This is a genomic window from Lactococcus sp. FSL K6-0773 (assembly GCF_038006485.1).
GTDB lineage: Bacteria > Bacillota > Bacilli > Lactobacillales > Streptococcaceae > Lactococcus > Lactococcus lactis.
The window spans coordinates 2045221-2070567 of record NZ_JBBOVF010000001.1 but is presented as its reverse complement, the minus strand read 5'-3'; the positions used below and the strand labels follow the sequence as shown (position 1 = coordinate 2070567).

The following is a 25347-nucleotide window of genomic DNA, read 5'->3' as shown; positions in this document are numbered from 1 at the left end:
TCTAGCTTTATGTATGTATTACACGCCCAAAGATTTTGAATCATCTGGCAAACCATTGAAAGTGATAGTTGCTTCGAAGTTACCGCGCTCACCGGCATCCCCGCCACCATGAACGATTCCTGAAAGAGTGGCATTACCAGAAAGAATTCGCCCGTCTGGTTCTGTATGTTTGAAATAGACAACACGGTCTTGACCTGTTTTAGCAAGTCGTTCGCGAATAAACGATTGTGCATCACTATCAGCATATCGGCGGTGACCTTTAAATGCATAGCTTGTCGAAACAGATGAAATATTCGTTTGCTTACCGCCTTTATCAGCGTAGTAAGAATAATCCGATGAATCTTCATCATTTTTTAGATCGACAGATTGAATGCCTTCAGCTAGTTCATAAAGTTTGCTAGGTGGTGTTACCTTACCTGTGCCAGGGGCAACAGTTCCTGCTTCTCCAATTTCGTACTTATTGAGGTAATTTAAAGCAAATCCTGTATAAGTCATTTTTTTCTCCTTATTTTCTAATATTTAGTGCAAGCGTTAAAACATAAAGATAGGCATCATGTTCTTGTTTTCCAAGATTTCTTGGTTGAGTATAAACGGAACTAGAATCAAAGAAAAAAGAGCCATCTCCTGATTCAAGAGTTACCAATTCATTATTTTCATAACGAGGTAATCTATCAAAATCATTGGCTATCTTCCATGCATCATTGTAAGCTTGCAATTGGTCAGTGTTTTTTATTGTGACTTGGACTAAAAAAGACATTTCCCTACCAAGAGAAAGGTCTTTTATTCCTTGTCCAGACGCCACAGATTGAAGCGATATGTCACGCTCATTATCTTGTGGAGGATTATCCTCTTGGATAATTTGGCGGCCGCTATCGGTTAATCGTGGCGTTTCTAGTTGTAAAGTTCGCAAACGATTAGAAAGAACTGAAAATATATCCATCAAAGATTCTCCTTAATAGCATTTTGAGCAACTCTTCTAATATCTTCCATGTCTCGTGACTTTGCAACTTCTCCCCACCTCTGCTCGGCATCTGGATTATGTTCCTTAGATGGGGTACCAATGTAATAGGCATAAGCAGCATAATCTGTATCCCAGATTACTTGCCCTTTATCAAAGTTACTAGCGCTCCAAACGCTCGATTCAGTTGCTCCAGTATCTTTTTTAACATACTTATTGGCTTTTTTAGCAAACTCTACGCTTGTTGGATTGAGTGCTTTTTTAATTGCTCTATCAACTCGGTTAAAGTTTCCTTTAAATTTAACACTCATTGTAACTGTACCTCCAAATGATGAGGGGTTTCTTGGTCAGTATAAGCTTCAAGACAGCCAATAATATTCAACTTCTTATTTTTAAAAGTTATTTTTCCTCCCTCATTAATTTCAATGAAAGGGCTAGAGTTTACTGAATCAATAAACAGAATGCCATTTGTATAAGCTTCTGTATTATCCGATTTAGTTACTTTCTTTCGAGTTGGAGTAAATCGTACATTCTTAATTACTGTACTTTTAGGCTTAGAGCCACCTCCCATAGAACCATCGCCAACGTTTGGCGGCTCTGTGTAGGTTACTTCATGAATCAGTAGTCTTTTCGGGATTGGTTCAAATAACACTTATTTTTACCTCCTTTTTGACTAAAAGACCCGTTCCTTCCAGATACATTAATGTACTGGGAGATACTCTGTTTGTCTGCCTGCTTGAAGAAGGTTGGCTTGAAGAATAACTAAACCCAGAAATAGAAACGCTTTGAGATGATGAACTGACGCCGTTTATATTTGATTCAATACCTTCAACTTTGAAGTATTCAATTTGAGCACAAACAGCCTTTTTAATTAACTCTTGGACATTTGTTTTTAAATTATCAAATCCAATTTGAGGTATTTTATAATTTGTCAAAGAATCAATGATATCCTGAGAGCGTTTATTAAATTTTGGAAATCCATCATTTGCTATTGATTCTCCTTTATAAGATTCATCATAGTAAGTTTTATCTACATATTCCATTTGACCTCCTTTCCAAAAAAAAGAGTGGCATAAACCACCCTTTTTATTTAGAATTATTTAGCAGTTACGGTAATCACGCATGAGTTACGGTAATCTCGCATGTTGCAGTTTTACCATTTGAAGTTGTGGCTGTAATTGTTGCTTTTCCTTCTGCGACGGCAGTAACAGTTCCTTGAACAGGAGTGACTGTCGCAATAGCAATATTATTAGAACTAAATGTTACAGTTTTATCGTCTGCGTTATCAGGAGCAACTGTAGCAGTTAATTTTTGAGTTCCACCAACAGCTAAGCTTGCAGTTGTTTTATCCAACGTTACCCCAGTTGGTTCTTGGGGAACATCAGGGTGTCACCGTAACAACACCAACCATCTTAAGTTCACGGATTACGAAGTCAGCTGATGTCAAAACAAAATGATAAGTTGCTTGTTTAGCAATTGATGTTGGATCAGCTGCAGCTGTCTGCATTTTAACTTCATATCCAAGAACTGGGGTCAAATTTTCAAATGGTGAGAATAAAACAACCTTATCTGGGAAGTTATCAACTACTTCAACTGCAAAACCAGCAATATTTGTAAGTTGTCCATTAACAATTGCTACATCCCCAAGATTAGTTGCACGGCTTTGGATTTCAGCAACATAATGAGTTGAAGTTTTCAATGACATAAACCACTTGAAGTTAGAGTTGATGTATTTGCTTTCGAATCCTCCCACAACATCAGTCGTAAGTGTTTCGATTGTTGGAAGCGCAGTAGGTGTAAGTTTAACAACCGCTCCTGCTTGCGCTTTTTTAATGAATCCATCCTTTTGTTTCAAGAATTCATCCTTTGAGGCAGTGTCTCCATTAAAAGCAAGGTCTTGTAAATCAGCTCCAAATTGTTGTTGCATAAGAGTTGTCAACGCTTGGCGTACATCTTGGCCACGAGTTTGAGCAGTATAAAATACATTACTGTTTTCAATCCATGCATCAACGAAAAATGGTGAAAGAGTAAATGATACAGAAGATTCTTCGGCAATATCTGAACCTGTAGGAGTTGTAGCTGTTCCTTTATGCGTGCGCATTGTACGGCGTTTAACACCAAGCTTATCGATAGAACCTGTTGATGATTTAGCAAAGTAAGGTGGCAATTTTTGAAGAGTTGCTTGTCCAGAAACGACATCCAAAACAAATGCACGCGCATTGTCAGAACGAAGCGTCACGTCGTTACCTGCTTTAGAAATAGCAGCAAATTGTTTTTGTAAAAGTTCTGTGTTGTTCATATTGTTTTTCTCCTTTAGTCTTCAATTGGGAAAAGTGCATCAACATAACTTGGTGTTGCTGACTTTTTAACTGTTTCTGAAATAATTTCATTAGTATTGCTGACACGAGCTTTTTCTAGAGCTTCAAGACGTCCAGCCATTGGAGCAATTGCTTCAGAAACTGCTTTTGCTACTGCTTTCGCATCAAGTGCTGTTTCTTCTTCATCCTCTTTGTCTTTTTTCTTTTTACCGTCTGCTTTAGGGTCTTTTGTAGCTTTTTCTAGAGCTTCCAAACGATCATTGATTGGTGCAAAAGCTTTACCTAGAGCTTTTTTAAGTTCTTCTTGAGTCATTTCGACTTCCTCCTGTTTTTTTAAATTAAAAAAAGACTTAACTGTATCAATTAGTCCTTTTGATTTCACTATTCCATTACCTTCTTTTAACTGGTTTATCACATCAATGAATTCATTGGCTTCAGCGATAATACTATCGTAAGTATCTGGTAATTCTTCATCGCCATCCCATATTAATCGATTTGCAGTTTGATAAAAAGCATCAATCGCAGCAATTAAATTTCTTGAAGGTTCATTCCTGATATAACGGTCTTTAGTCTGTTTCTTAACTTCTTCAACCTCAGCTGTTCCAGCAAGAGAGTATCCTGTAAATTCTCCCTTTTGGATTGATTCCCAAAGTTCGTCTGTAGCTTTTGTTACAAGAACCCAAGTTCCTTTAGCAATAGCAGTATCACCTACGGTCATATCACTTGGAGCAACATAACTTTCAACAACTTTTCCAGCACTCGTTTTAAAATCATGTTGCTTATCAATGTTTTGATATTCTTCCATGAATCCATGAGCTGCTTTTTCAATCGTTTCAGCGTCCATAAAATCGCCATGTGCATCTTCTACATCAGGCTCATAGACGACTCCATAAACTAGCTTTTGAGGGTCATCTGACTTTGTCAAAAGTTTTACTGTCGTTTCAAAAGTTGGTTCACTAGCAGATTTAGTCAAAAAGAATTGCTTTTTATTTGCTGCTTTATCAACATACGAAACGTGGGTAACTTTTACATTTTCTAGCTTTCGCATTTTTATCCTTTCTGTTTAATTTTTGGTGTACTTGTCAGCAAGTACAGGATTCATGAAACAATGACAGCTGATAGAATTACCTGGTGATAATTGAGGGTCCCTTGGATACCTCGCTCTTTCGCCATCAATAATAAAGAAATCATCAACTGCAACAACTGTTCCGTCTGCCTGCCCATGTGACATTCTTGGTTCTCCTATACCACTAGTATGCCTCCATTCCTTTCCCACTATGTTCGGATTGGACATCATCGCTTCATACTGAGAGCCTGAATACATCCTTAAAACCTCAGTAATTGATGTTGTTCTTGCTCTGCTATGTCCAAACTCGTCTAGTTTAGAGAGGTTGCGCTCTAGCCATTTAATGCCCTTTCCTTCGTCATACGAGGATTGAACAAGAAAAATGAACCTCTCTTTAGAAGTTAGGTCCATTAATTTTGGTAAACCTTTAAGCCACTTATCAATTTCTTTTGAATGACGACTTTTAGGATTGAATTCATTATTTCCTTTGTATTTGCTATTGAATTTATCAAAAAGCGTTACATAAGAAAGTTTTATTTTAGGATTGACTCTTTCGGACATTTTACTAATAAAAACTCTAGCTGCAAGTGCTGCTAGAATCATTTTCCGACTTGGTTTTTTATCTTTCTGAGCTAACTCTTCCAAGATTGGCGCAACTTGCTCATAATCTTCCTGAAGTATATCCTCTAATTCCTGTTCAATATCAGATATATTATCAGCAAGAGTTTCAGTAAAGCTAAAACCAGCCTTCCTTAAAAGCTTAATCAGCTCTTCTTTTTCCTCTGCTGATAGTTCTAAAGATTTTTGAATTAATTCCGCATCATTCATCACGCGCCCTCCGCATTATTTGACGGATACCTGCCGCTATATCTGCCCCTGTTTCTGCGCCATAGGCTTTAGATAGGTTCACATCATCAGAATTTAGCCCATTTTGAGCGTTGGACTGTTTGGTCGGTAAATTATACTCCTCACCCTCAAAGTTCTCTAAAGGCAAGCCAAGTACATCAGATAGAGTGCCGCGTAAATCATTTGGAGCAACAGACCCAGCAGAATTTGCAACTTGAATAAACTTGGTAACGTCATCCATGTTTTTAATTTTTGGAGCTTTAAGATAAACTTCAACATATTTTAGGTCATACTCTTTAAATAAAGAATTAATCCGCCAAGCATAAGATTCACGTAAAGGTTGAAAAACTTGCTCCTCTGTCAATTCTTTGGCAGTCTCAGCAGTGTTTCTGTTGTAGTCAGTAGTCTTTGCCACATATATTGGAGGAAGCCTGAACGCCCCTAAAACAGCTTGAGTGACATTCTCATCATATTCAAGGAAAAGTGCATCTTTTTGTAAAACATCAGCAAGATGTTCAACCCTAATTGATGGCTTACTTTTATCTTCTCCGTAGCCTGCCGCTTCTTCTCCTGGCGAAACTTTTTCAGATTCTAACAAAATAAATTTATGTTGATTTTCTTCTCCACCAATTGAATCAGCATAGCTCTTCAAAGTCGCTTCACTTGCTTGTGTAAGTTGAGCATTTTCAAGCATGATTGCCAGAGGAATGTGCCGACCTTGTACAAAATAACGATAATTCAGCTCATCGGCTTTACGATTACCAATAATTTTAATCAGCGGTCCAATCCATCTTGGAACGCCATACGGGCTTTGGAAGTCTCCGATTTTAATGTGGATAACTTCAGTTGCTGTTCCATTGCCAATAGAACCATTCGTATCAAGTGGTGTTGTATCACCATAAGTCTTAAACCAAGTCCCAGAATTTACGGAGCTATCATCTGAGTTGTCACGATAATTAAAGTATCTAACCTTAATTTGTTGCCCTTGGTCATTAGTGACTACATTCTGCTTGGTAACTGTCATAAATTCAGGCTTAATCGAATCAATTCCCACAACATGGCCAACGCCATTTCTAATAACTTCAAAATATCCATTTCCACATTCTTCGACTTGACGAATGACTTCTTGGACGATTTCCTTAGGCGGACGTTCAAAGCTTAATTCATTGAGTAATTCTGTAAGAACATCCCACTCTGCTTTTGTTTCCTCGTTTTCGTTGGAATCATCCATTTTGTATCTCAAATCAAGACCGAATCCAGCAACGTTAGTTGCATAAGCTTCAATACATTGGTTAAGAATATTGCTATTATCGACTACATCTCTCAAAGCAGCAATATCATAAGGAGGACTAATTAAAGTCAAATCTCTTCTAAAACTCTGTTCTCCATTTTCGCTTTTGATAACAGAAGCTAATACCCTGCTTTCATCTGCCATAACAGCCTGTTTCTTTAACCCTTTGGGAATTCCACCAGATTTCCCACCACTTATAATTTTAGATGTCAATTTATCACCTCCCTAAAATGCTGTTGTTCTATTTTCTCTTCTTGTGTGTACTGGCCTTTTATCTAATCTGACAAGTGCCTGAGTCATACTATCGACATCATCGTCATGCGCTGCATTTGGAAAAGCAGTCAACTCATCAAGTATCTCGTCACTATATGATTTCCATAGTGGATGTGGCAAATAAACATTGCCAGCCTCCCATAGAGGAGATACTGCCTGCGCTCTTACTTCTTTACCACCTTGTGGATTTACTGGTACTATACCTTTTATTTTTTTCTGTAGCATTTCAATTACTGCAGAACCGTTGGCTTTATCCTCAATAAGCTTTCCAATAGCTTCTGGATGTTTGGCTGTCATGACTTCAATAGCCTTCATAGTATCAACAATCCCCATTCGCTCATGGTGGCGGTCTAGTAAATAGTTTTCTACACCAGCACGCGCCCATACTTGACCAGAAACAAAGTCAGATGTATTTTTATCTTTGAATGTACAGTCCCATGACTGCATTTGAATATCAAAATGACTTGGCATAACTTTTACATCATCACCAAGTCCTAATTTAACTTTCATTTCGAGTGTAGGCACATAAAATTTGGCCCATGACCGTTTAAAAATATTCCCGCCAGCTGGTGTTGGCCTTTGTTGATACAAAGCAGCCCAACCACGAGAGCCGGTTACTTCTTTAGTTTGCCTTGCCCACTCTTCATCTTTTCCGATTTCAGGGGCAAGAGATTCACCAACTTCACGATTTAATAAGTCATTTTCTTCAGCAACTGCTGGTATTTTTATTTCAATCCATGGTAATTTATTTTCTTTAAGAAGTCGTCCTGCTAAATCATCCTCATGCCATCTAGTCATGATAACAATGACAGAACCATCAGCAGATAAACGGGAGTAAAAGGTATCTTGCCATTCGCTATATATTTTGTCGCGAATAGTTTTAGATTCCGCCTCAGCCCTATTTTTTATAGGGTCATCTATAATGAGCAAATTTGAACCACGACCTGTAGCTCCACCTAAAATTGATGTGCTATAAAGTTGCCCTAAATGATTATCTATTCCCCACTCTGAAACACTGGCAGTATCAGAACTAATTTCTAAATCAAATAATTCCTTGCTGAAAGTTCTAAATTTTTCACGGTTTTTTCTACCAAACTTTTTATAAAGTTCTTCTGAGTAAGAAACGACCATTGCAAGTTTATCTGGATTCTTCATCAAATAATATGAGGGGAAAGATTCTGTAATGAATGTTGATTTACCGTGTTGAGGTGGTAATTCAACGATAATAAAAAGACGTTCACCGTCTGATATTCGTTGCAAATAAGGAGCAATATACCTTTGATGTCTTAACGGCTCAAAAGTACAGTTATTAGCATAGTAGAAATAATCAATATAATTTCTTCTAGCTAGCTCTTTAAGGGCCTCCTCACGAATTTTGTTCATATCATGTTCCATCAATGCCATTTGCTAACCTCCGAAGTTCTTCTTCTGTTAGGTTTTGCATAGGATTACGAACCCCAATATCACCAGAAATTTGTGTTTCTCGTTTATCTCGCCATTCATTTGGCTTACGATTTTTAAGCCAGAAAATAGCCGCGGTTGTGTCTGGTGCAACCTGCTTAGTAACTTCTTTTGTTACCAATAAACCAGCATCCGTTAATTCTTTAGTTACTTCAACAGATTCATAGCCTAAAGCACGTTTAAGCAAAGCATTTTCAACTTGAATGTCAACAACTTCTTTACCCTTTTTTAGGGCCTCCAAAATCTCCAGATGACTTTTTTTCCAATTACCCAGAGTTGAAACGGCAATCCCCATATTATGAGCGATTTGCTCCTCTGTTAAGCCGTCTCTTGCCCAACCTTGAATTTTGAGCAATCCTTCTTCTAAAATCCATTCTTCATATTTAGCTTTTGCCATTTCTCCTCCTTTCATCAACAATAAAAGGCTGCCCATTGGACAACCTGTAATAAAATATAATAGCAAGTCAGGGAGTCGAACCCTGCGCACTCTCCAGTGGTGCTTTCCTTGCTACGCTGGTTTTATCGTCCAGCAACGTTAGAAGTATATCCAACCGAACGAATTACATTTTGTTTGCTTTCGCTGATAACTTCATGATACAAGTATATCAGTAAAAACAGCGGTTGAGGTGCCAATTTTAGGCAATTTCGTGCCAATTTTTGTCCAAAAATATGCCCTAAAAACAGTGTTGCATTTGTCGGTAGATATCATTTCTAAATTTGTAGAATATCGTCTTAGCTTTTTTCAAGCCAATATCTTCAATTCCTTCGATATCTAAATATTGCATTACTTGGTACCAGTACAAGCCAGCATAACCGCTATATTTTAGTTCAATAACTCTTTTTTCATCTGGTATCAAAGGTTTAAACCAAAAGTCTAATATCTCTAATTGCTCCTTAAGTTTAAGATATTCTTCGTCACTCTCAAGCTTTTCCTGATTAATAACATGACTTAACTGTTCCGAACCACCAGAATAAGCTGTACGAATGCCTAAGTTATCTACTTTTTGCTTATAAAGATATCTACTTTCAATTGATTTTATTCTGGCTTCAAGTCTGCCATTAACGTAATCTCCAATAATTCTATCTAACTTATCTGCCATTCATCAAATTCTCCTTTTGTGGTATAATTAAGTTAGAAATTCAGTTGCCGAAGCCCATTGCAGTGGGCTTTTTTTGGTACTCAAGAAAATTAGTCATTGAATACTGTGCTATAGTGCTATAATATATTTGAGTTAATAAATTTAACTACATCATTAGAAAGGAGAATTATATGTCTAAAACAGATAAAGAATTGACTTCAGAAATTGTAATTGCTTATTTAGGTAATCATAATTACGCTTATAGCAATGATGAAATTACTAGCTTGATTAAAGATGTTCATGAAACTTTGCGTGCATTAGATTAAATAATTAATTTCGAAGTTCACCAATTAGCTCACTAATGGCTACCATTTCTGAGCTTTTTATTTTATTTTTATCTCTTTCTTTAATTAGTAAATATATAATATAATCGGAAAGTGTCTTTATATTTGTTAACCTCTATCACTAAATGTTTGACAGGTATTTTTTTATTTTTATTAAAACACTCGTTTTTTACTCATCTATTCTTCTAAAATACAAGATATTCATCACGTTTAAAGAAATTACTTCGTCAGTTTCACTATCTTTGACATGAAACCATTTTTTTCCAAAACTTATAACCTCAGCTAAATTATCTTCCGTTGCAACGAATTTAATGCTATATCCTTTGAATATTGCTAAATAGGTATGTTTTTTCATTCCACAACCTCCTCGATATAGGCAACTTTGAAAGCACCGTTGTCAGCAGTGTACCAACCTGCGTTGCTTTCGAGTTTTTGGATTACTTCAGCATAATTATTAGCTTCAATAATATTCATTACACACTTAGGTTTTCTATATTTGCTAACGAATTCTGCGCTATATAACTCAAATTTTTTCATCTCCACCTCAATCCATATGTTTATCAAGCCATTTTTCAGGGAACACGTTCTCAGACTCATCAAGGTCTGAGCGGTTGAAATAAGACTGGTCCACATATAATTCACCGCAACGACTACAATATGTTGGTGCTTCATCTCCAATAAGTGCTGGCGGGTCATAATCATGCCCGAACAGCTTACACAAAATTTTCATTTATATACTCCTAATCCTTTAATAATCTCATCAGCGCTCATACTAGCCCAAGGTTCTGGAATCTGTGGGTTTAATGAGTGTCTAATAACATCTATTTCACGCAGGTTATCAATTGTTTTTATTAGAAGTTTCTTTCTTATACTTTCAGAAGCAAATAGACTACCAGCATGTATATTATTGGCTATACTTGTTATAAAGTCTAGCTCGTCAAACAGTTCACTTATTCTTGGATTCATTCAATCCCTCCCCACCAGTCATTGACCAGCGATATTAGTTTGTCGGTCATTCTGAAACCTCGTCAAATAAACTCATCTGTTCTTTCTTTTCTTCTATGAGTGGAATCCAGTCAGGAAATTTACTTTCAATATGTTCAATTGCCTGTTCCGTCCATTCATGAATCCCTAAAAATTCCATTGCATCTTTGCTGTGAGGGATAACATTTATCTCTGAGAAACCAATCGGATTATTAGCACTGTTTTGAATGAAATAAACTTGTTTCGCGGCCATTTCCAATGCATCACCATGAATGATTACACCATTCATTCCTCGAATTGCAAAAGCGTGGATTAAGAACGATACAGCTTCATCTGATAATTCTAATGCCTGGTACCAATAGTTACTCGGCAAATAGTTAAAAAAGTCTGCATTCATTCGGTCATCTTGCCATTTTTGGATAATTAGAGTTCCTGTTCCTGCTCCAGTTAAATCAGCACCTCCAGAACCACCTACAAGCAACGCTGTGAGCTTACCAAGTTCATCTGGTGTATAATGCTGCCCTTTTGCTGAAACAGCTGAATGAGCCATAAAATAGTCTCTAAAGAAATCAACTCCCATGTCATGGTGGATATTTAAGATTTTAGAGTAAAATTCTTCACGCCCTTTTTTATCAAAAACAAGTTCTTGAATTCGATTTGTGAAATTCATATGTTCATCAACATTGAGCATGTCATAGAATTGTTGCTCATTAATTGTCATCTATCCCCTCCACCACTTTCACTAAATCAACTCCGAGGGCTTTGCCTGCGAGGTATAAAGCACATAGATTTAAATTATCCTTGACAAATTCTTTTAATCCTGTAAATCCGGGAAAAGCTTCATCTTCATCAGCTTCATAAAATTCTCGTAATTCTACAAAATCATCAAGAATAGAGTAATCATCAAAACCATTTTCTTGAACATATCTTTTAGCTTCATTTGGGATTTTATCCAACTCATCCACAATGCTTTTCGGAATCGTGAGCTGGGGTTGAACTCTTTTCCCGTTTTGTTGGATAATATCTCTCCAACCTTGAATTTCTTTACTCATCGCCGCTCCCTTCATTTTTCATAAACTTTCCATATATTTGTCATAGCATTCTAGCGAACAAAAGGGATAAGCAAATGAGCAAAACTCACAATTATTATCTTCAAACTCTTCTCCACAAGTGTAACAATCTGACTTATTCATCATTCCCTCCAATCTCTGCTAGTGCTTTTTCTAAATCAGGCAAAACCCAGTCTGTTTGAATAGTTCCTAAATGCCCATCATGTTTAATCGTTCCAATAACATGCTCGATATACTTTTTCAAAGTTTTGTTATCTGATTTTAGTTTTGCAACAGCTTCAATAATTAGATCAAGTAATTTATTGTCTTCTTTATCTGCTTTATAAGATTCTTCAATATATTTTTTAGCAGCATCAATCTCTTTTTGTAGTTTCTGATTTTCAAGTTCTGCTTGTAAAATTTTTGAATTAAAATCTTTAAGCTCTTCTACTCGAATTTCTTGGAGTTTTTCAACCGAAAGTTTGTCAGTGGTGGAAGATTGTTGTCTTGCTCCTGCAAAAAACGCTTTGTTTACAATATCCATTATTTTTCCGCAATCAACTGAACCAATTCCAGTTTCTTCAAAATCCATGGCCACATCAATTGCTAAATTATTTATTTCATCTAGTGCTTCAAGATAAATGCGCTCTTTTTCTGTTTCTTGTGTCATTCTCACACCTCCCCAGTGCTACCAAATCCGCCTGTACGCTTTCCATTTGCGTTGTCATCGTCTGTTGTAAGGTATTTGACAAATACCCCTTGCATTATTCTTTGACCTTTAGAAATGGTTACAGGCTCTTTTGAGATATTCATAAATAAGCCTTTGAATTCTTGCGGATAGTAATCTGAATCGATAATTCCTACTGAATTAATCAATGCAATGCCACGTTTAACTGGATTGCTTGAGCGGTCGTATAATTTCAATACTTCATCATCACCAAGTTGAACAGCTAGCCCAGTACTTACCATTTTTATTTCATCAGGTTGAATCGTAACTGTTTCGCTTGCTGAAATATCATAACCTGCGCTGTGTTCTGTCGCTCGTTCTGGAATAGTCGCATTTCCGTCTAGTTTTTTAAATTTTCTTGTCATTCTCCGTCCTCCACAGGCACAAGCTCAATGAGTGGGTTAATCCATTCAGGAAAGCCCATTTGTTCTGTTTGAGCATCATAAACATCTGTGATTTCTTTTTTATAAATCGCACCGCCCATGATTTCAGCAAGTTCTGATTTTGTGAATTTAGAGTATTTATTCTCATATCTACCGTTTTTATTTTTGGTATTACATTTAGCAAAACCAAATAATTCTGCCATAAATCCAAAACTTACTAGTTGAAAAAATGGCTTGTTCCCATTATTTAACGGACTAAGAAACACATAATATTTTTTCTCGATCATTCTTCCACCTCCACAGGCACAGCAAACTGCCAGTAACGCTCATCAATTGACTTGATTTCTTGTTCTGTTAATTTTAATGCATAATCTTTCCCTTTTGTAAATTCTAAGATTATTCCACTTTCCGCTTTTGATACGAAGGTTGAATCGCTAGTTGAATCGCTTAATCCAAAAACTTTTGGTAAATCAATATAGAACAGCTGCGGTTTTTCGACTGTGTAGCCGTCTAACCATGCACGAGCGAACTCATCAGGATGATTGCGTCTCCAAAGAATACATTTATTATTTTCAGTAGCTTCTGATCCATCTTCCTGTTCATAAAAAGCCTGATCCAAATCATAGTTGAATTCTCTACATTCTTTGATGAATAAGTCCACACACTCAGGCACGACTGGCAGGGCTTGCTGTGGTTGCCAATCTTTGAATACCGTTAGTAGTTGAGCTTTATTCCAGTACTCTGTATATTTTGTACTGTGCGATACTGGTAGAGCGTTTAATTCTTCTTCAAACTTAATCATTTTTCGTGTCCTCCAAATTCATCATCCATCCATATTTTCATTTCTGCTGCGTGGTTAACGTCACCAGTAGTTTCAACATACCAGTTAATCAACTCCCAACAATTTGCTTTTGCGTACTCTTGCATTTGCTCTGATGTGTAGAGTTTAGGAAAATCATCAACCTCTTTTGCGCCAGTTTTATACCATCTATCAATGACATAGCTGTATGGCATGCCGTCTTCTTTGTCAAAGACCACAAAATCTTCTGGGCTTACCGCTTCAATCTCGCTTAGTTTCATCCATCTGCTCCTTATATCCCAGCTTCATCTAGCTCGTTCAAAATAATACGGTCTTTGCTAGAGAAATCATCATTTGATTTATATGCTTCTCGTTCCGCTTTTGAAAATGATTTTCGTTCTCCGTCAAGTTCAAAACACTCAACTTCTACAGTACTATCTTCCCAACTGACCGGTTCAGCGTTCAGCGATAGCTCTTTTGCCTTTTCCATGCTTGAAACTACTCCAAGAACTACTTCTGTGTAGTCAGAATAAATCCCCCATGACTGGGTTACAATATATACTTCCATCTCATCCCTCACTTCACAACTCTGTCAAAGAGTTCACATGCATGGTATCTTCCATTTATTTTTACAATTCTAAAATCATCACGCTTAACTGATTTTTTAGTGAACTGGTCTTTTTCAACCGTTATGTATTTGTCAGTAACTTCGATAACTTTTAAGAATTTTGTGTCGCGGAAGCATATTTTATCTCCACGCCTTATTCCATTTTTGCTGAACATATTACTACCTCATATTTTAGTCAATCCAAATAATAGACTTTTATTTTAGTTACTTTTTTTCTTTTTATTCCATCAACCATCTGTTGGGCTATTTTTTCAGGATTACTTCCAGAGTATGATTTCTGATAAATAGAAACGTATCCATCTTCTTCTCCGATATCCTTAACTTTTATCTCATAACTTACTAAGATGGAATCGGTGGGTTCAATTGTCTTAATTGTTACTTGAAATCTTCCGCCTTTTTTGGATTCAAGTTTTTTATCTGATAAGTTGATTAATTCCATAATCCACCTCATATTTTAGCTTCTAAGCGCTTTTGTCTAGTTCGTGATAAATTATCCATGAAACAGTTTAAGCGCTCAATGTAACCGTAATTTTCATGAATTAGAGCTATTAAAGTTCAATTGCTAAACCTGAAATTAATTCTTCAAGTGTTTTGTATAAATCTTTCCATTTCATTTGCTTTGAATGGTTGTATTTATTGCAAATATCTAAGTAAAGCTTAGAGAGTTCGTGATTGTGCTTAGTTCGACCGCTGATTTTCACAGACAATTCTTTGTGGTTAGCGTTGAAATTATTATTTCTTGCCAATCCATACAGCTTTTTCAAAGTGACAAAATTTGTTTTAATCATTCTTACACCTCTGTAATTTCAATTTCTATTCTGTTTTTCTCGTCATTAACCTTTTTAGCTTCAAGCCATACAATCTGGCTGTCGTCACTGTAATAACGCAACTTAGTCATATAATCTTGTAAGTTCTTCATAAGATTGTCTAAGTCAGGTCTGCTTGTTTTCCATTGCCACCAACGCTTTTTTTGCTTGATTGCATAGAAGAAAGTAACGGATAGCTTCAAAGGAACGTTTTTTTCAAAGCACTCTTTCGGTTTATTTTTCATGAGTTGAGCTTTAAGACTGTAGTTATTTGTTCCTCTACGGTCATATAATTGAAGTTTACCCTTCACTTTTTTAATGCCTTTTTGCTGCTGAGTAGTTGGCATTTTATCCAATTCAAATTCAAACTTCACTTGCTTCTCCAAATCTAGCAATTGCAGGCATTACTCCTGAATCTGTCAGTTCTTTATTTTTTTCATAAAATATTTCGGTTGCTTTTTCATTGTCAATACCTTTAACTATTGCGATAAAAGTGATAGGACTTAATACTATTTCCTCTTCATAAGCTTTTTCAACATATCTGCAGTATTGTTTATGGGTAATCCCAGGAATAAAGCTACGGTAGTATTCTGATAGCCCCTCATCAAGAGCACGTTTTTTAAGAGTCCAAGCCATTCATATATTCCTCGAATTCTTCCGCTGTCAGTGTTTCTTCGTCTTTTTCAAATCTTTGATTAGACCAGTTAGGAGCAGATTTGAAAACTTTATTATTTTTGTACGTTTGATTTTGAATAGGCATTAAATCGTAGTCATCTTCCCAACCCTTACCGTTAAACCATGTGCTACCATGCTTTATATAGTTTTGTTGGGTATTTTTAACTCTTATTTCTGCCAAATAGTTTTCAAGACCAGTTTTAATCTCTTCGTCTGTCGTTCCAGATTTTACAGCTCTTTTATAGGCTAATAGAGCTTTCGGTTTTCCTTTTTTGTTAGGATATATTTTCCAAATATTATTAAATCTAGTTTCTAAATCAGACTCTTTATCGGACTTGTCCGATATATTATTAGTTGATTTATTAATTGATTTATTAGTTGATATATTATCTTTTACATCTGTGTATATACCCTCTTTACGTTTTTGTGTAGGGGTATTTACATCTGTGTATATACCCTCTTTACATTTATGTAAATAGGGTAAAATGTATCTTCTTTTTACTTCTTTCCCCTCATATTCATATTTTAGGTTTATATATTCCTTTTCTTGTAAGCTTTTTAATGTTACGGATATTGTTTTTTTACTTTTTCCATATCTACTTGCCAAAAAAGCATTTGACGGAAAGACGCTTCCAAAAGAATTAGCCATCGTGTATATTTCACTAAAAAGAAGTTTTTCAAAATCATTTAAATCATCAGCTTCCACAATTGGCACTGGTATTTGATTGAAGAATTTTGTACTTTGTTCCAAACTTTCTCCTTTCTTCTATATTTATTTCAAGTTTTATTTTTCAAATTAAAAGCTGGCGATGAGTGGTTATGTGTAAACACTAAATACTCATTGACTTTACGGCTCGTTCCGCCACCCTCCAGCTTTGACTAAATACGAGTACTACCGCCCAAGGTAGTCTTGCTTAAAGTTGAATTATTTCTAATTCTACTGCTCAGGATTTTTGAGGACTGCAGTTTGCTCATAGGTTTAGTTTTGACCTACTGGAAATAATTCATCCACAATTAGTTCTTCTTCATCAACGACTGACTGAGCGGATTCTTTAATTCGAATCCAATCGGCAATAGACATAATCGCTTCTGACGGTTCCATATTTTTCCAATACTCAATGTCTTTATCACTTGCATTATGAGATGCTGCAGCCGCAAAAGCTTTATCATATTGTGCTTTTAATTTATTAGCTTTTTCCTTTGATTCTTGTTGCTCTTTTGGGTCAATGGCAGGTTGAGGAATCTCAAACGGTTTAGCAATAATTTGTTGAAGCATCCCTTTCATTTCTTCATACCTTAAATTAGAAATATCAAATTGACGATTACCGCTTCTATCAAAATAAGCTCTGATTTCAACATCTTGGTCTTTTAGAATGATATTTTTGAGAGATTTTCTTAAAGCAGGCTTATATCCAATGACTTCGCCTGATTTTTGGTCAATTTCTTCAACATCTCGACTAAGCAAAACGATTGTTTTATCATGAAACTTACTCATCATTAAACTTTGCATATCTTTGTATAAACTATTGATTTTTCCCCATGCTTTCATTGTCGATTTAAAATTATTAAGTTCGCCACGCAATAAGGTTTGGGCCCGTTCGTCAAAGTCTTCAATCAAATCAATTACAAGGACATCCCAGCTTTCAGCGTTTTGTTCTGCCATATTTAATGCTTGAGTAAAATTTGTGATAATTTGTTCAGCTTTTTGAGGAAATTCAAAGTCTATTGCTTGGTAACCTTGCTTGTATGCATTCCCGTCAGTACTAATAAATAAGGCTCTGTCATTACTACTGGCAAACTTAGCCGCTAGTGTCGTTTTTCCTGAAAGCCCGCCTCCTGAAATAAGGACTCGTGTCAGTTTAGGGTTTCTAGTCCCTGCAGGTTTAATTTGCATTACCATACTTCTACCTCTAATTCTTCGTATTTTTTATTTTGGATACAGCAGTCGCAATTATGACAAAAGTATCCATCCATTCCCTCATGCTCAATATTATGAGCGATATTATCTAACTCAGATAACACAGTTTGAACAAGAATTTTATCTGAAATATCAGCAAGTTTTCCAAAATCCATTGTAATTGTCTTAATATTTACTGGCAGTTTCTTGGTAAAACCTACAATTTTTCCAACCACTGTATAATCTAGTTTTGTATAATCAGAGAATTCTTGAGCGACTAACCACGCATATAAAGCTAATTGCTCCCTATAATGGCTGTACCATTCCAAATAAGCTCTGATATTTTTATCAAATATATCTTCAAAGCTTGCGGCGGTTTTCCAGTCGATGATTTCAATCGTTTTGTTTTCATGGTCAAACCTTAAGACATCAATTCTTCCACTAATCACAAAATCATCATAATCAGCTCTGATATAAAGTTCTTTATGAGTATGTAAAGTATCGAAAGACTGATAAGTTTCAGTCTTTTTGACTTCATTAACCGCCATCACAATATCTTTAAAAACTTTTTTAATGCCTTGGTTTTTCTTACCAATATTGCCCATCATATCCACAGAATGCTCTTGGATAAAATCATCGGTGCTTTTATCTCCCTCAAGCATTGCATGAGCATAAGAGCCAACTAGCATAGCTTCTGTAGGAGATTCAGCGTACCTTTTTGCTTTTCTTTCCCTTAATCTAAAAGGGCATTCCTGAAAAGTTCTAATATCAGAAAAACTAAATCTTAGTTTTTCTTCCGTCATTTAATGTTCTCCGTTTCTTATTTTTGTTGAAACGTGATATAATCTAGATATAAAATTTAATAGACACATCACGTCTTAGTCCGCATTCCCGTGCGGGCTTTTTTATTTTGCTACTGTTAACTTTTGACGAAATTCATCATTTTTGCGACGAATAATTAATTCTGTTTCGGCTGATTCAAGTTTTAAATATGCTTCATCGAGCAATTGATCTCTTGTACCAATCATTTGAGCTTGTGTTGCGATTGTAGCTGACATTTGATCTACCAGGTCCTTCAACTCTTTCATATCACGGACTACATTATTGTAATCAGCAAGAATTTCTTTTTCTTCTTCTGTTTTAAATCCGAACATTTTTTCTCCTATCTAACGAATAACTGCATTTAGGCGTTTGGCTTTTATTTTAAAATTCCGTATAGCCTCTTTTTCTACTAAGAACTCCCTATCAAGAATTTCTCCAGTATCAGGGTCAACAATTCTAAATATCATGCAATCTCCTTTTTATTCTCTTTACGACTTAAGACTGCATCGACTAAAATTTTTAAAGAATCGTTTGGCCAAGGAGTTTTCTTTTTCCAATTGTCAAACTGCTCTTGATTCATGCTGTTTGTTTTTCCCTCTGACCAAAAAGTGACTGTTGGGTTCAGGTTTGTTTGTTTTGTAGCCATATCTCACGCTCCTTTCTAAGCCGTTTCGTCAAATAAGCTAAGTTGATGAATTTGCGCTTTCGTTACTGATGACGGCTCCCATGTATCAACGAAATCAAGAACTTTCATGAAGTCTTTATCTTTAATTCGCCCTCTATTAGGCACATTGAACAACCGTTTAATGCTTGAGCCTAAATCCTGAAAAAGTAAACTTTTCGCTTGTTGGTCAAGGCGTTGCTCTCGACAAATACTTGCTACTTTTTTGCGAACGTGAGAATCAATAGTTCCTTTATCCTCAGTTGTAATCAATTTATTTTCTTTAATTTCATGAATCTCTTCCTCAACAACATCTAGTCGTTGGTTAGTTTCTTCATTAGCTGATAATGCTAATTGAACAAGTTCCCGTTGTGTTCTTGGAGCTGCCAGTTGATTTTTAAAATCTTTTTCAACTTGGATAAAGTAATCTCTAATCTCACGACTTTTTTTAGTTTGACTTTGCATGGCTAGATGTTTTGCGTTATCTGCAGTAACTGCATAGTCTTGAAGTTGTTGAACTTTATCTGGAAACTTTGGGTTATAGGGTGCAGTTATAACTACACCCTCAAAATCTTCATGTTCGATAAGAAGTTTTGAATTTTGAGTCCACCATTCAGCAAACCTCGTTTTTACTCCGAGAATTTTATGCAATTCTCTTGCACTGACAACTTGTTCATTATTTTTGTTTTGTTTAATTTTGATAATTTGATTCATTACTATTCCTTCCGTAAATATGTTTTAAATACTATAAAATATCAAAAATGTAGTTTTAAACACTAGTTTTTGGTAAAAATTTAATGTCGTCAATAGCGACATTAAATAGTATTTTTATTTTTTGTAATTGCCAAAAATCTGGAGCAGTTTTTCCTGACTCCCAATTTGCCCACGTAAACTTTGAGACCTCTAGTTTTTCAGCTACCTCATCTTGAGTCATTCCATTAACCCCTCGCAATTGCTTTAAGGTGTAAGTCTCTGGCATATCGCTTCTCCTCTCTTTTTTTATTTATGAGTTAATTATATAGCATTAAAATGTAGTTGTCAAGAGAAAAGTAGTTTTTTTTACTACTTTTTATTAAATAATTACTATTTATTTGTGTTTATCTACAAAAATGCTTGAAAAAATTACAATTAAAGTGTAAAATACACTTAAACACTATTAAGGAGAAAATATATGCCTTCAGACTTAGGAAATCTTATGGTAATGGCGGAGAATATTCAATATTATTTAGATAAAAAAGGAATAAACTCAGTTAAACTTGCCGAAGACCTTGGAATAAATTACACAACTATTAGAAACTGGATTCAAGGCAGAAGTTATCCTCGTATTGACAAAATTGAAATGATGGCAAATTATTTTGGAATTGAAAAGTCAGACCTTGTTGAGCGTAGAGATAATAAAACTGGTGAAAATATGGAACCGATAGACCTATCTGAACTTGCCAATACTGACGATGATGCCGTTTGGGATAAATTAGTTTCTTCTGGTGGACGTCCACTGACAGAAAAAGATAAAGCGATGATTCGCCTTGTGTTTGCTGACCGTTGGGACGAAATTACTCAAAAAGCTAAAGATATAGATAATAATAATAATAAATAAGAGGTGAGCTATGGATGAACAGGAACTAAATAGCTTACTGATTTGTGAAATTGAGAATCAGCATATTGATTACCGATTGGGGGATTGGAATAATCAAGTAGCTTGGGTTGCCCCTTTGCTTGGTCTGGGTGGATACGAAAAAAATGCACGACCTTTTGATCACGCTCATGAATTATCACATATACTTAACCATGATGATTACAGAGGTGGAGATTGTGATACAACAAGCCCAAACGAAAGTCGAGCCCATCGGGAAGCAATACTCCTTCTTTGGGACATGTTTGAGAAACAAGGTGGAGATTATTCCCACTTTAATTTATTCATAGAAATTACTGGTTGCCCATATGATTTTGCCTATTCTATCATTTCAAAAGAATTTAATGAAATGTATGAAGCAATAAATGAAATTTTTGTGGATGAAATTAATATAAAAATAAAAAAAGAGCAAATACACAAATTTGCTGTTGATTATATTAGTTATTTTGATATTATTGAGTCAATTAATATTTATAATTTTTTAGAAGCCTATCATCTTAACCACTCTTTTTATGACTTAGCTGAGAGAGAATTTCAAGAACTATTAGGTGTAGCATAAATTAATCTACGAGCAAGCTCTGAACCTCGTTAAAAGCTGCTAGGAGTAAAGGAGTATTATGGGAGTTAATAGAAAATGCCCTAAATGCGGAAGTACACACGTTCAATTATCTAGCCAAAAAAGTAAAATGGGCTGGGGATGTCTTGGTATGATTTTCTTCGGGATATTCTATTTCATGCATATCTTTATGAAGTGGGCAGTTGGACTTATGTTATTTATTTTTGTGGACTGGTATATGGCAATCATTAAAGCTGCACAAAATAAAGGCTATGTATGGCGATCTAAAAAATGGTTTTCAGGTAAAAAGCAAACGTTCTTCTGTCATGATTGTGGGAATAACTTTTCTGCTTAAAATTATGAACTTAACAAAAAATAAAAAAAGTCCTCCAAGTTTTGGTCGAGGAGGAGGACTTAATCACAAATGTATAGCAAGACACACAAAAGATGTGATGTTTTACTATGCTCAATTTTAACACAGAATTGGAGCAAAAAGCAAATGAGTAAGAAGGTAGCTATTTATACCAGAGTATCAACAACGAACCAAGCAGAGGAAGGATACTCTATAGATGAGCAGATAGATAAATTAAAGATGTACTGTGAGGCAATGGACTGGAAAGTTTCAGAAATATATACAGATGCCGGATTTTCTGGTTCAAAACTAACACGCCCCGCAATGGAAAAAATGATTACTGACATAGGCTTAAAAAAATTTGATACAGTGATTGTCTATAAACTAGACAGACTTTCAAGGAGTGTAAGGGATACTCTGTATTTAGTTAAAGACGTCTTTACAAAAAATGAAATAGACTTTATTTCCTTAAGCGAAAGTATAGATACTTCCTCTGCTATGGGTAGTTTATTCTTAACAATTCTGTCAGCAATTAATGAGTTTGAACGTGAAAATATTAAAGAACGGATGACTATGGGAAAAATCGGACGAGCCAAGTCTGGTAAATCTATGATGTGGGCAAAGACAGCATTTGGATATTCTCATAATCAGGAAACTGGAATATTGGAAATAAATCCTTTAGAAGCATCAATTGTAGAACAAATATTTAACGAATATCTAAAAGGAACTTCAATTACTAAGTTAAGGGATAAGCTTAATGAAGATGGACATATCGCAAAAGAACTGCCTTGGTCGTATCGAACAATACGGCAAACTCTTGATAATCCCGTATATTGTGGCTATATAAAATATAAAAACAATACTTTTGAAGGGTTGCATAAGCCAATTATTTCTCATGAAACTTATTTAAGTGTCCAAAAGGAACTAGAAGCCCGTCAGCAACAAACCTATGAAAAAAATAACAATCCAAGACCTTTTCAGGCAAAGTATCTGCTTTCTGGAATAGCTCGTTGCGGTTATTGTGGCGCTCCTTTGAGGATTGTTTTGGGCCATAGGAGAAAAGACGGAAGCCGTACAATGAAATACCAATGTGTTAATAGATTCCCCAGAAAAACTAAAGGAGTGACTACTTATAATGATAATAAGAAGTGTGATTCAGGAGCTTATGATATGCAATGGATTGAAGATATTGTTTTAAAAACACTAAATGGATTTCAAAAGAGTGATAAGAAATTAAGAAAAATTTTAAATATAAAAGAAGAATCAAAAGTTGATACATCAGGATTTCAAAAGCAACTCAAATCTATTAATAATAAAATTCAAAAAAACTCAGACCTATATCTAAATGATTTTATTACAATGGATGATTTAAAAAAGCGAACGGAAATGTTGCAAGGAGAGAAAAAATTAATTCAAGCAAAAATAAATGAAGTTGATAAGCCTTCTACTTCTGAGATATTTGACTTAGTTAAATCTGAACTAGGAGAAACTCCTATTAGCAAAATTTCTTATGAAGATAAAAAGAAAATTGTTAATAATCTTATATCAAAAGTTGATGTTACCGCTGATAATATAGATATCATATTTAAATTCCAACTCGCTTAATTGCGAGTTTTTATTTCGCTCATCTCTATCAAAGTAAAAGCTTTTAGCTCTTTCTGACGGCATTTTTTTTCACAAATTTTAACGAATAAAAATATTTTTTGTATTTTTTTTAAAATAAACTTCTTTGTTCTTTCCATTTTTTCATCCTTTCTATATTCCAGAACCCATATTTGAATAGATGGGGAGTAACATGGCTGCATATAGCAAAATAATCATCAATGCTACGAAAATAAAAACAAGAGGTTGGATTAATTGCATTAAACGATCTATCTTTGTAAAAAAATGTTCCCAACATTCATCCGCATAAAGCGAAAGCTCTAAGCCTAATTTATCTTTAATAGCTCCATATTCAATCATTAATGAGAGCTCGGGTAAAAAAAGCGCAAGTTTACTGACAGCTTGTTCAAAAGACCGACCAGCATTCAATTCTAAATCAAGATTCTTGCCAACTTCTGAAAAAATTCGACTTTTTTGTTTTTTCATCAAGTTAATAATTTGACGTAATTCAACACCTTGAGCAATTAGATTTCCCCATTCTCTTGCAAAGTAAGCTGTTAAATATAAACGGATAAAAGAATGAACCAGAGGTAATTTAACAAGAAAGGTAAAATTCATTATTGCTGATTTTCGTTTAAAAAGAGTTACTGACAAAGCTGTCAGTAAAAATATAAAAGCTCCAAACGAAAAAAATACTAAGGGTAAATGATTAATCAATAGAGTAGCAAAGTTACTGCCACTATTGAGTTGTGGTAGTAAATAATTTTTTAAGCCCCACATAATTCCAACCAGAAAAATTAATAACAATATTGGATAAGTAGCAACTTCCACTAATTTATTTTTAACTTTAAGCTGTTTTTTTAGATGAAGTTCAACCAATTGCATCGTCCCTGACAAGTTACCATGCACTTCTACCAAAGCAAGTTGTGTCACCACATTTTTAGAAAATGAAAGACTTTCTAAAAGCTCTGATAAAGCTTGACCAGAAGCGAGACCTTCTTTCATTTTCAATGTAAATTTTTTTTCCACAAGTTTTGATAAAGATAAGAAATTTATCACTTCTCCTAAATTAAATCCACTATTCAAAAGATTTCCCATCAGTTGGATAAGTTTGGCTTGTTTAATCAGCCTTAATTTTTTCCCTCTTGGCTTCAGTAGGTGTGAGATATCCATTTGTAAGTAGCTGATCAATTTTTTTATTCCAATTTTCTGATGACCAAGACTCAAATTCGTTTTTGGCAATGTCTAATACTCCTTTTCCAGCTATTAAACGCTGATAAACAACACTTGATAAAGCATTTTTTATTTCCCAATGACTTAAACCCAGCTCTGATAATCTCTGAATGACACCTCTAACAGAAGAGGCATGAACGGTTGAAAACACTGTATAACCTGTCAAACTAGCCCGTAAAACTGCTTGAGCGGTCAATTTATCACGAATTTCACCAACGATTAACAAATCTGGGCGATGCCTCAGTGATAATTTAATTAATTCATCATAACTATTACCAATGACTTCGTTGACTTGTAACTGAATAAAATCGGAATCAATCAACTCAACGGGTTCTTCAATAGTGATAACTTGTAAATCTGTAAAATGACGACGAGCTAAATCAAACATTAAAGATGTTTTGCCCGAGCCTACTGGACCGGCAAAGAGATGCAATCCTCTTTTACAATCATAATTCTCTAGCTCTTCATCAAACCAAAAATCAAGTTTTTTGTTTTGATCATGCAAGAGACGTATTACTAAAGATTCATTACCCTCGAAATCCCCCACTGTCGAAAGACGCAAACGTTTTGCATTACTTTCCTCTAATTCATACCAATAAGCTCCCAATTGAACTCGTCTGCGTTCTCCTGTATTCATCCCAGCTAGAAACTTAAAGTGAGTAAGTAGTGCTAAGCCAACTTCTAACCCAATTTCTTCTACCAGATCACGTGCTGTCATTTGTCGAAAATAAAGTTTATACTTTTCTTTTGATGCAATCAGATAAATATCTGATTGCACCTCTATCAATTGCTCTTTGAATTAATTCTTTTGCCATTTTTGGTATCATACTAGACTATACGCAAATAATCAGTTAATGTAACAAAAAAGCCGAAAATTTTTCGACATTTTGTTATTTCTAAAAAT

At 35.2% G+C, this 25347-nt stretch carries 45 protein-coding genes and 1 pseudogene; 5 read left to right on the top strand and 41 right to left on the bottom strand.

Translation table 11 applies throughout. From position 1 onward, the window contains the following. Positions 1–18 precede the first annotated feature (18 nt). The 13 genes from MHB61_RS10350 to MHB61_RS10290 form a co-directional block, all read right to left on the bottom strand. Positions 19–495, bottom strand: coding sequence for a phage tail tube protein (locus tag MHB61_RS10350; RefSeq protein ID WP_014570559.1), 477 nt, complete (start codon positions 493–495; stop codon positions 19–21). 10 nt (positions 496–505) lie between these two features. Further along, complete coding sequence (locus MHB61_RS10345; protein ID WP_003131321.1) at positions 506–940, bottom strand: phage tail terminator protein; 435 nt, start codon at positions 938–940, stop codon at positions 506–508. After that, positions 940–1269: a hypothetical protein gene (locus MHB61_RS10340; protein WP_003131320.1), complete on the bottom strand. Its 330-nt coding sequence runs from the start codon at positions 1267–1269 to the stop codon at positions 940–942. The genes MHB61_RS10345 and MHB61_RS10340 overlap by 1 nt, the downstream gene beginning before the upstream one ends. Beyond that, positions 1266–1610, bottom strand: a complete 345-nt coding sequence (locus tag MHB61_RS10335; protein WP_003131319.1) for a putative minor capsid protein — start codon at positions 1608–1610, stop codon at positions 1266–1268. Before MHB61_RS10335 ends, MHB61_RS10340 begins: the two co-directional genes overlap by 4 nt. Then, on the bottom strand, positions 1600–2001 hold the full coding sequence (locus MHB61_RS10330; RefSeq protein ID WP_014570556.1) for a hypothetical protein: 402 nt from the start codon (positions 1999–2001) through the stop codon (positions 1600–1602). Before MHB61_RS10330 ends, MHB61_RS10335 begins: the two co-directional genes overlap by 11 nt. 73 nt (positions 2002–2074) lie before the next feature. After that, on the bottom strand, positions 2075–2311 hold the full coding sequence (locus tag MHB61_RS10325) for an Ig-like domain-containing protein (RefSeq protein ID WP_014570555.1): 237 nt from the start codon (positions 2309–2311) through the stop codon (positions 2075–2077). 28 nt (positions 2312–2339) lie between these two features. Continuing rightward, positions 2340–3257, bottom strand: a complete 918-nt coding sequence (locus MHB61_RS10320; RefSeq protein WP_003131315.1) for a hypothetical protein — start codon at positions 3255–3257, stop codon at positions 2340–2342. Positions 3258–3271: 14 nt separating this feature from the next. Then, the gene (locus tag MHB61_RS10315) at positions 3272–4324 is read right to left on the bottom strand and encodes an XkdF-like putative serine protease domain-containing protein (RefSeq protein ID WP_137016559.1); all 1053 of its coding nucleotides are present in this window, start codon (positions 4322–4324) and stop codon (positions 3272–3274) included. A gap of 15 nt (positions 4325–4339) precedes the next feature. Next, positions 4340–5170, bottom strand: coding sequence for a phage minor head protein (locus tag MHB61_RS10310; protein ID WP_029344323.1), 831 nt, complete (start codon positions 5168–5170; stop codon positions 4340–4342). Beyond that, on the bottom strand, positions 5163–6692 hold the full coding sequence (locus MHB61_RS10305; RefSeq protein WP_137016556.1) for a phage portal protein: 1530 nt from the start codon (positions 6690–6692) through the stop codon (positions 5163–5165). Before MHB61_RS10305 ends, MHB61_RS10310 begins: the two co-directional genes overlap by 8 nt. A gap of 12 nt (positions 6693–6704) precedes the next feature. Continuing rightward, entirely contained in the window at positions 6705–8156 is a 1452-nt protein-coding gene (terL, locus tag MHB61_RS10300) for a phage terminase large subunit (protein ID WP_170959164.1), read from the bottom strand. Next, positions 8137–8610 carry a helix-turn-helix domain-containing protein gene (locus MHB61_RS10295; protein ID WP_137016554.1) on the bottom strand — a complete coding sequence of 158 codons (474 nt, stop codon included), beginning with the start codon at positions 8608–8610 and terminating at the stop codon, positions 8137–8139. The genes terL and MHB61_RS10295 overlap by 20 nt, the downstream gene beginning before the upstream one ends. 277 nt (positions 8611–8887) lie before the next feature. Beyond that, positions 8888–9313, bottom strand: coding sequence for a RinA family protein (locus MHB61_RS10290; RefSeq protein WP_058203511.1), 426 nt, complete (start codon positions 9311–9313; stop codon positions 8888–8890). A gap of 170 nt (positions 9314–9483) precedes the next feature. Here MHB61_RS10290 and MHB61_RS10285 point away from each other — a divergent pair, with 170 nt between their 5' ends. Continuing rightward, entirely contained in the window at positions 9484–9618 is a 135-nt protein-coding gene (locus MHB61_RS10285; RefSeq protein ID WP_160257223.1) for a MucR family transcriptional regulator, read from the top strand. Positions 9619–9805: 187 nt separating this feature from the next. Here the strand turns inward: MHB61_RS10285 and MHB61_RS10280 are convergent, their stop codons facing one another. From MHB61_RS10280 to MHB61_RS10160, 25 genes are all read right to left on the bottom strand, one after another. Continuing rightward, a complete protein-coding gene (locus MHB61_RS10280) occupies positions 9806–9991 on the bottom strand; it encodes a hypothetical protein (protein ID WP_058212988.1) in 186 nt (61 codons plus the stop codon). Further along, positions 9988–10173 (bottom strand): hypothetical protein, encoded by a 186-nt coding sequence (locus tag MHB61_RS10275; protein WP_137016552.1) that lies wholly within the window; start codon positions 10171–10173, stop codon positions 9988–9990. The genes MHB61_RS10280 and MHB61_RS10275 overlap by 4 nt, the downstream gene beginning before the upstream one ends. A 7-nt stretch (positions 10174–10180) precedes the next feature. After that, entirely contained in the window at positions 10181–10366 is a 186-nt protein-coding gene (locus MHB61_RS10270; RefSeq protein ID WP_137016550.1) for a DUF1660 domain-containing protein, read from the bottom strand. Further along, a complete protein-coding gene (locus MHB61_RS10265) occupies positions 10363–10602 on the bottom strand; it encodes a hypothetical protein (RefSeq protein ID WP_137016548.1) in 240 nt (79 codons plus the stop codon). Before MHB61_RS10265 ends, MHB61_RS10270 begins: the two co-directional genes overlap by 4 nt. A 46-nt stretch (positions 10603–10648) precedes the next feature. After that, complete coding sequence (locus tag MHB61_RS10260) at positions 10649–11341, bottom strand: hypothetical protein (RefSeq protein WP_262652026.1); 693 nt, start codon at positions 11339–11341, stop codon at positions 10649–10651. Beyond that, positions 11331–11672, bottom strand: coding sequence for a hypothetical protein (locus tag MHB61_RS10255; RefSeq protein ID WP_249351733.1), 342 nt, complete (start codon positions 11670–11672; stop codon positions 11331–11333). The genes MHB61_RS10260 and MHB61_RS10255 overlap by 11 nt, the downstream gene beginning before the upstream one ends. 133 nt (positions 11673–11805) lie before the next feature. After that, on the bottom strand, positions 11806–12339 hold the full coding sequence (locus MHB61_RS10250) for a hypothetical protein (protein ID WP_249351731.1): 534 nt from the start codon (positions 12337–12339) through the stop codon (positions 11806–11808). 2 nt (positions 12340–12341) lie between these two features. Beyond that, positions 12342–12761: a dUTP diphosphatase gene (locus tag MHB61_RS10245; RefSeq protein ID WP_011834789.1), complete on the bottom strand. Its 420-nt coding sequence runs from the start codon at positions 12759–12761 to the stop codon at positions 12342–12344. Beyond that, positions 12758–13066 carry a hypothetical protein gene (locus MHB61_RS10240; RefSeq protein ID WP_137016131.1) on the bottom strand — a complete coding sequence of 103 codons (309 nt, stop codon included), beginning with the start codon at positions 13064–13066 and terminating at the stop codon, positions 12758–12760. Before MHB61_RS10240 ends, MHB61_RS10245 begins: the two co-directional genes overlap by 4 nt. Further along, the gene (locus tag MHB61_RS10235) at positions 13063–13581 is read right to left on the bottom strand and encodes a DUF1642 domain-containing protein (RefSeq protein WP_137016129.1); all 519 of its coding nucleotides are present in this window, start codon (positions 13579–13581) and stop codon (positions 13063–13065) included. The genes MHB61_RS10240 and MHB61_RS10235 overlap by 4 nt, the downstream gene beginning before the upstream one ends. Beyond that, on the bottom strand, positions 13578–13859 hold the full coding sequence (locus tag MHB61_RS10230) for a hypothetical protein (RefSeq protein ID WP_137016127.1): 282 nt from the start codon (positions 13857–13859) through the stop codon (positions 13578–13580). The genes MHB61_RS10235 and MHB61_RS10230 overlap by 4 nt, the downstream gene beginning before the upstream one ends. Before the next feature lie 11 nt (positions 13860–13870). Next, positions 13871–14146, bottom strand: coding sequence for a DUF7336 domain-containing protein (locus MHB61_RS10225; RefSeq protein WP_014570536.1), 276 nt, complete (start codon positions 14144–14146; stop codon positions 13871–13873). 8 nt (positions 14147–14154) lie between these two features. Beyond that, entirely contained in the window at positions 14155–14361 is a 207-nt protein-coding gene (locus MHB61_RS10220) for a hypothetical protein (RefSeq protein WP_137016125.1), read from the bottom strand. A gap of 20 nt (positions 14362–14381) precedes the next feature. Further along, entirely contained in the window at positions 14382–14645 is a 264-nt protein-coding gene (locus MHB61_RS10215) for a hypothetical protein (RefSeq protein WP_137016123.1), read from the bottom strand. A 109-nt stretch (positions 14646–14754) separates the two neighbouring features. Next, positions 14755–14994 (bottom strand): DUF1031 family protein, encoded by a 240-nt coding sequence (locus MHB61_RS10210; protein ID WP_031560849.1) that lies wholly within the window; start codon positions 14992–14994, stop codon positions 14755–14757. A 2-nt stretch (positions 14995–14996) separates the two neighbouring features. Next, positions 14997–15386, bottom strand: a complete 390-nt coding sequence (locus tag MHB61_RS10205) for a RusA family crossover junction endodeoxyribonuclease (RefSeq protein ID WP_262652031.1) — start codon at positions 15384–15386, stop codon at positions 14997–14999. Next, a complete protein-coding gene (locus MHB61_RS10200) occupies positions 15376–15648 on the bottom strand; it encodes a hypothetical protein (protein WP_262652032.1) in 273 nt (90 codons plus the stop codon). Before MHB61_RS10200 ends, MHB61_RS10205 begins: the two co-directional genes overlap by 11 nt. Next, positions 15632–16438, bottom strand: coding sequence for a helix-turn-helix domain-containing protein (locus MHB61_RS10195; RefSeq protein ID WP_283657081.1), 807 nt, complete (start codon positions 16436–16438; stop codon positions 15632–15634). Before MHB61_RS10195 ends, MHB61_RS10200 begins: the two co-directional genes overlap by 17 nt. A gap of 228 nt (positions 16439–16666) precedes the next feature. Continuing rightward, positions 16667–17581 (bottom strand): AAA family ATPase, encoded by a 915-nt coding sequence (locus tag MHB61_RS10190; RefSeq protein ID WP_249351729.1) that lies wholly within the window; start codon positions 17579–17581, stop codon positions 16667–16669. After that, on the bottom strand, positions 17581–18387 hold the full coding sequence (locus MHB61_RS10185; RefSeq protein WP_137016115.1) for a PD-(D/E)XK nuclease-like domain-containing protein: 807 nt from the start codon (positions 18385–18387) through the stop codon (positions 17581–17583). The genes MHB61_RS10190 and MHB61_RS10185 overlap by 1 nt, the downstream gene beginning before the upstream one ends. Before the next feature lie 102 nt (positions 18388–18489). Beyond that, positions 18490–18738, bottom strand: a complete 249-nt coding sequence (locus MHB61_RS10180; RefSeq protein ID WP_137016113.1) for a hypothetical protein — start codon at positions 18736–18738, stop codon at positions 18490–18492. 12 nt (positions 18739–18750) lie between these two features. Continuing rightward, positions 18751–18873, bottom strand: coding sequence for a hypothetical protein (locus MHB61_RS10175; protein ID WP_023164646.1), 123 nt, complete (start codon positions 18871–18873; stop codon positions 18751–18753). Continuing rightward, positions 18870–19052 (bottom strand): hypothetical protein, encoded by a 183-nt coding sequence (locus MHB61_RS10170; protein WP_137016111.1) that lies wholly within the window; start codon positions 19050–19052, stop codon positions 18870–18872. The genes MHB61_RS10175 and MHB61_RS10170 overlap by 4 nt, the downstream gene beginning before the upstream one ends. Before the next feature lie 15 nt (positions 19053–19067). Continuing rightward, positions 19068–19781: an antA/AntB antirepressor family protein gene (locus MHB61_RS10165; protein WP_249351727.1), complete on the bottom strand. Its 714-nt coding sequence runs from the start codon at positions 19779–19781 to the stop codon at positions 19068–19070. Positions 19782–19836: 55 nt separating this feature from the next. Then, positions 19837–20046, bottom strand: a complete 210-nt coding sequence (locus MHB61_RS10160) for a helix-turn-helix transcriptional regulator (RefSeq protein ID WP_023164648.1) — start codon at positions 20044–20046, stop codon at positions 19837–19839. 192 nt (positions 20047–20238) lie between these two features. Here MHB61_RS10160 and MHB61_RS10155 point away from each other — a divergent pair, with 192 nt between their 5' ends. From MHB61_RS10155 to MHB61_RS10140, 4 genes are all read left to right on the top strand, one after another. Beyond that, positions 20239–20664: a helix-turn-helix domain-containing protein gene (locus MHB61_RS10155; protein ID WP_023164649.1), complete on the top strand. Its 426-nt coding sequence runs from the start codon at positions 20239–20241 to the stop codon at positions 20662–20664. A 10-nt stretch (positions 20665–20674) separates the two neighbouring features. Beyond that, a complete protein-coding gene (locus tag MHB61_RS10150; protein WP_058212856.1) occupies positions 20675–21259 on the top strand; it encodes a hypothetical protein in 585 nt (194 codons plus the stop codon). Between the two features lie 58 nt (positions 21260–21317). After that, positions 21318–21611, top strand: coding sequence for a hypothetical protein (locus MHB61_RS10145; protein WP_032947831.1), 294 nt, complete (start codon positions 21318–21320; stop codon positions 21609–21611). Positions 21612–21755: 144 nt separating this feature from the next. Next, on the top strand, positions 21756–23213 hold the full coding sequence (locus MHB61_RS10140) for a recombinase family protein (RefSeq protein WP_137016107.1): 1458 nt from the start codon (positions 21756–21758) through the stop codon (positions 23211–23213). Here the strand turns inward: MHB61_RS10140 and MHB61_RS10135 are convergent. From MHB61_RS10135 to comGA, 3 genes and pseudogenes are all read right to left on the bottom strand, one after another. Next, complete coding sequence (locus MHB61_RS10135) at positions 23210–23350, bottom strand: hypothetical protein (RefSeq protein WP_249351724.1); 141 nt, start codon at positions 23348–23350, stop codon at positions 23210–23212. The genes MHB61_RS10140 and MHB61_RS10135 overlap by 4 nt on opposite strands. Positions 23351–23363: 13 nt before the next feature. Further along, entirely contained in the window at positions 23364–24437 is a 1074-nt protein-coding gene (gene comGB, locus MHB61_RS10130) for a competence type IV pilus assembly protein ComGB (protein ID WP_014570824.1), read from the bottom strand. Beyond that, a pseudogene (gene comGA / locus MHB61_RS10125) lies at positions 24331–25270 on the bottom strand (competence type IV pilus ATPase ComGA). Before comGA ends, comGB begins: the two are co-directional and overlap by 107 nt. Between the last annotated feature and the right edge of the window lie 77 nt (positions 25271–25347).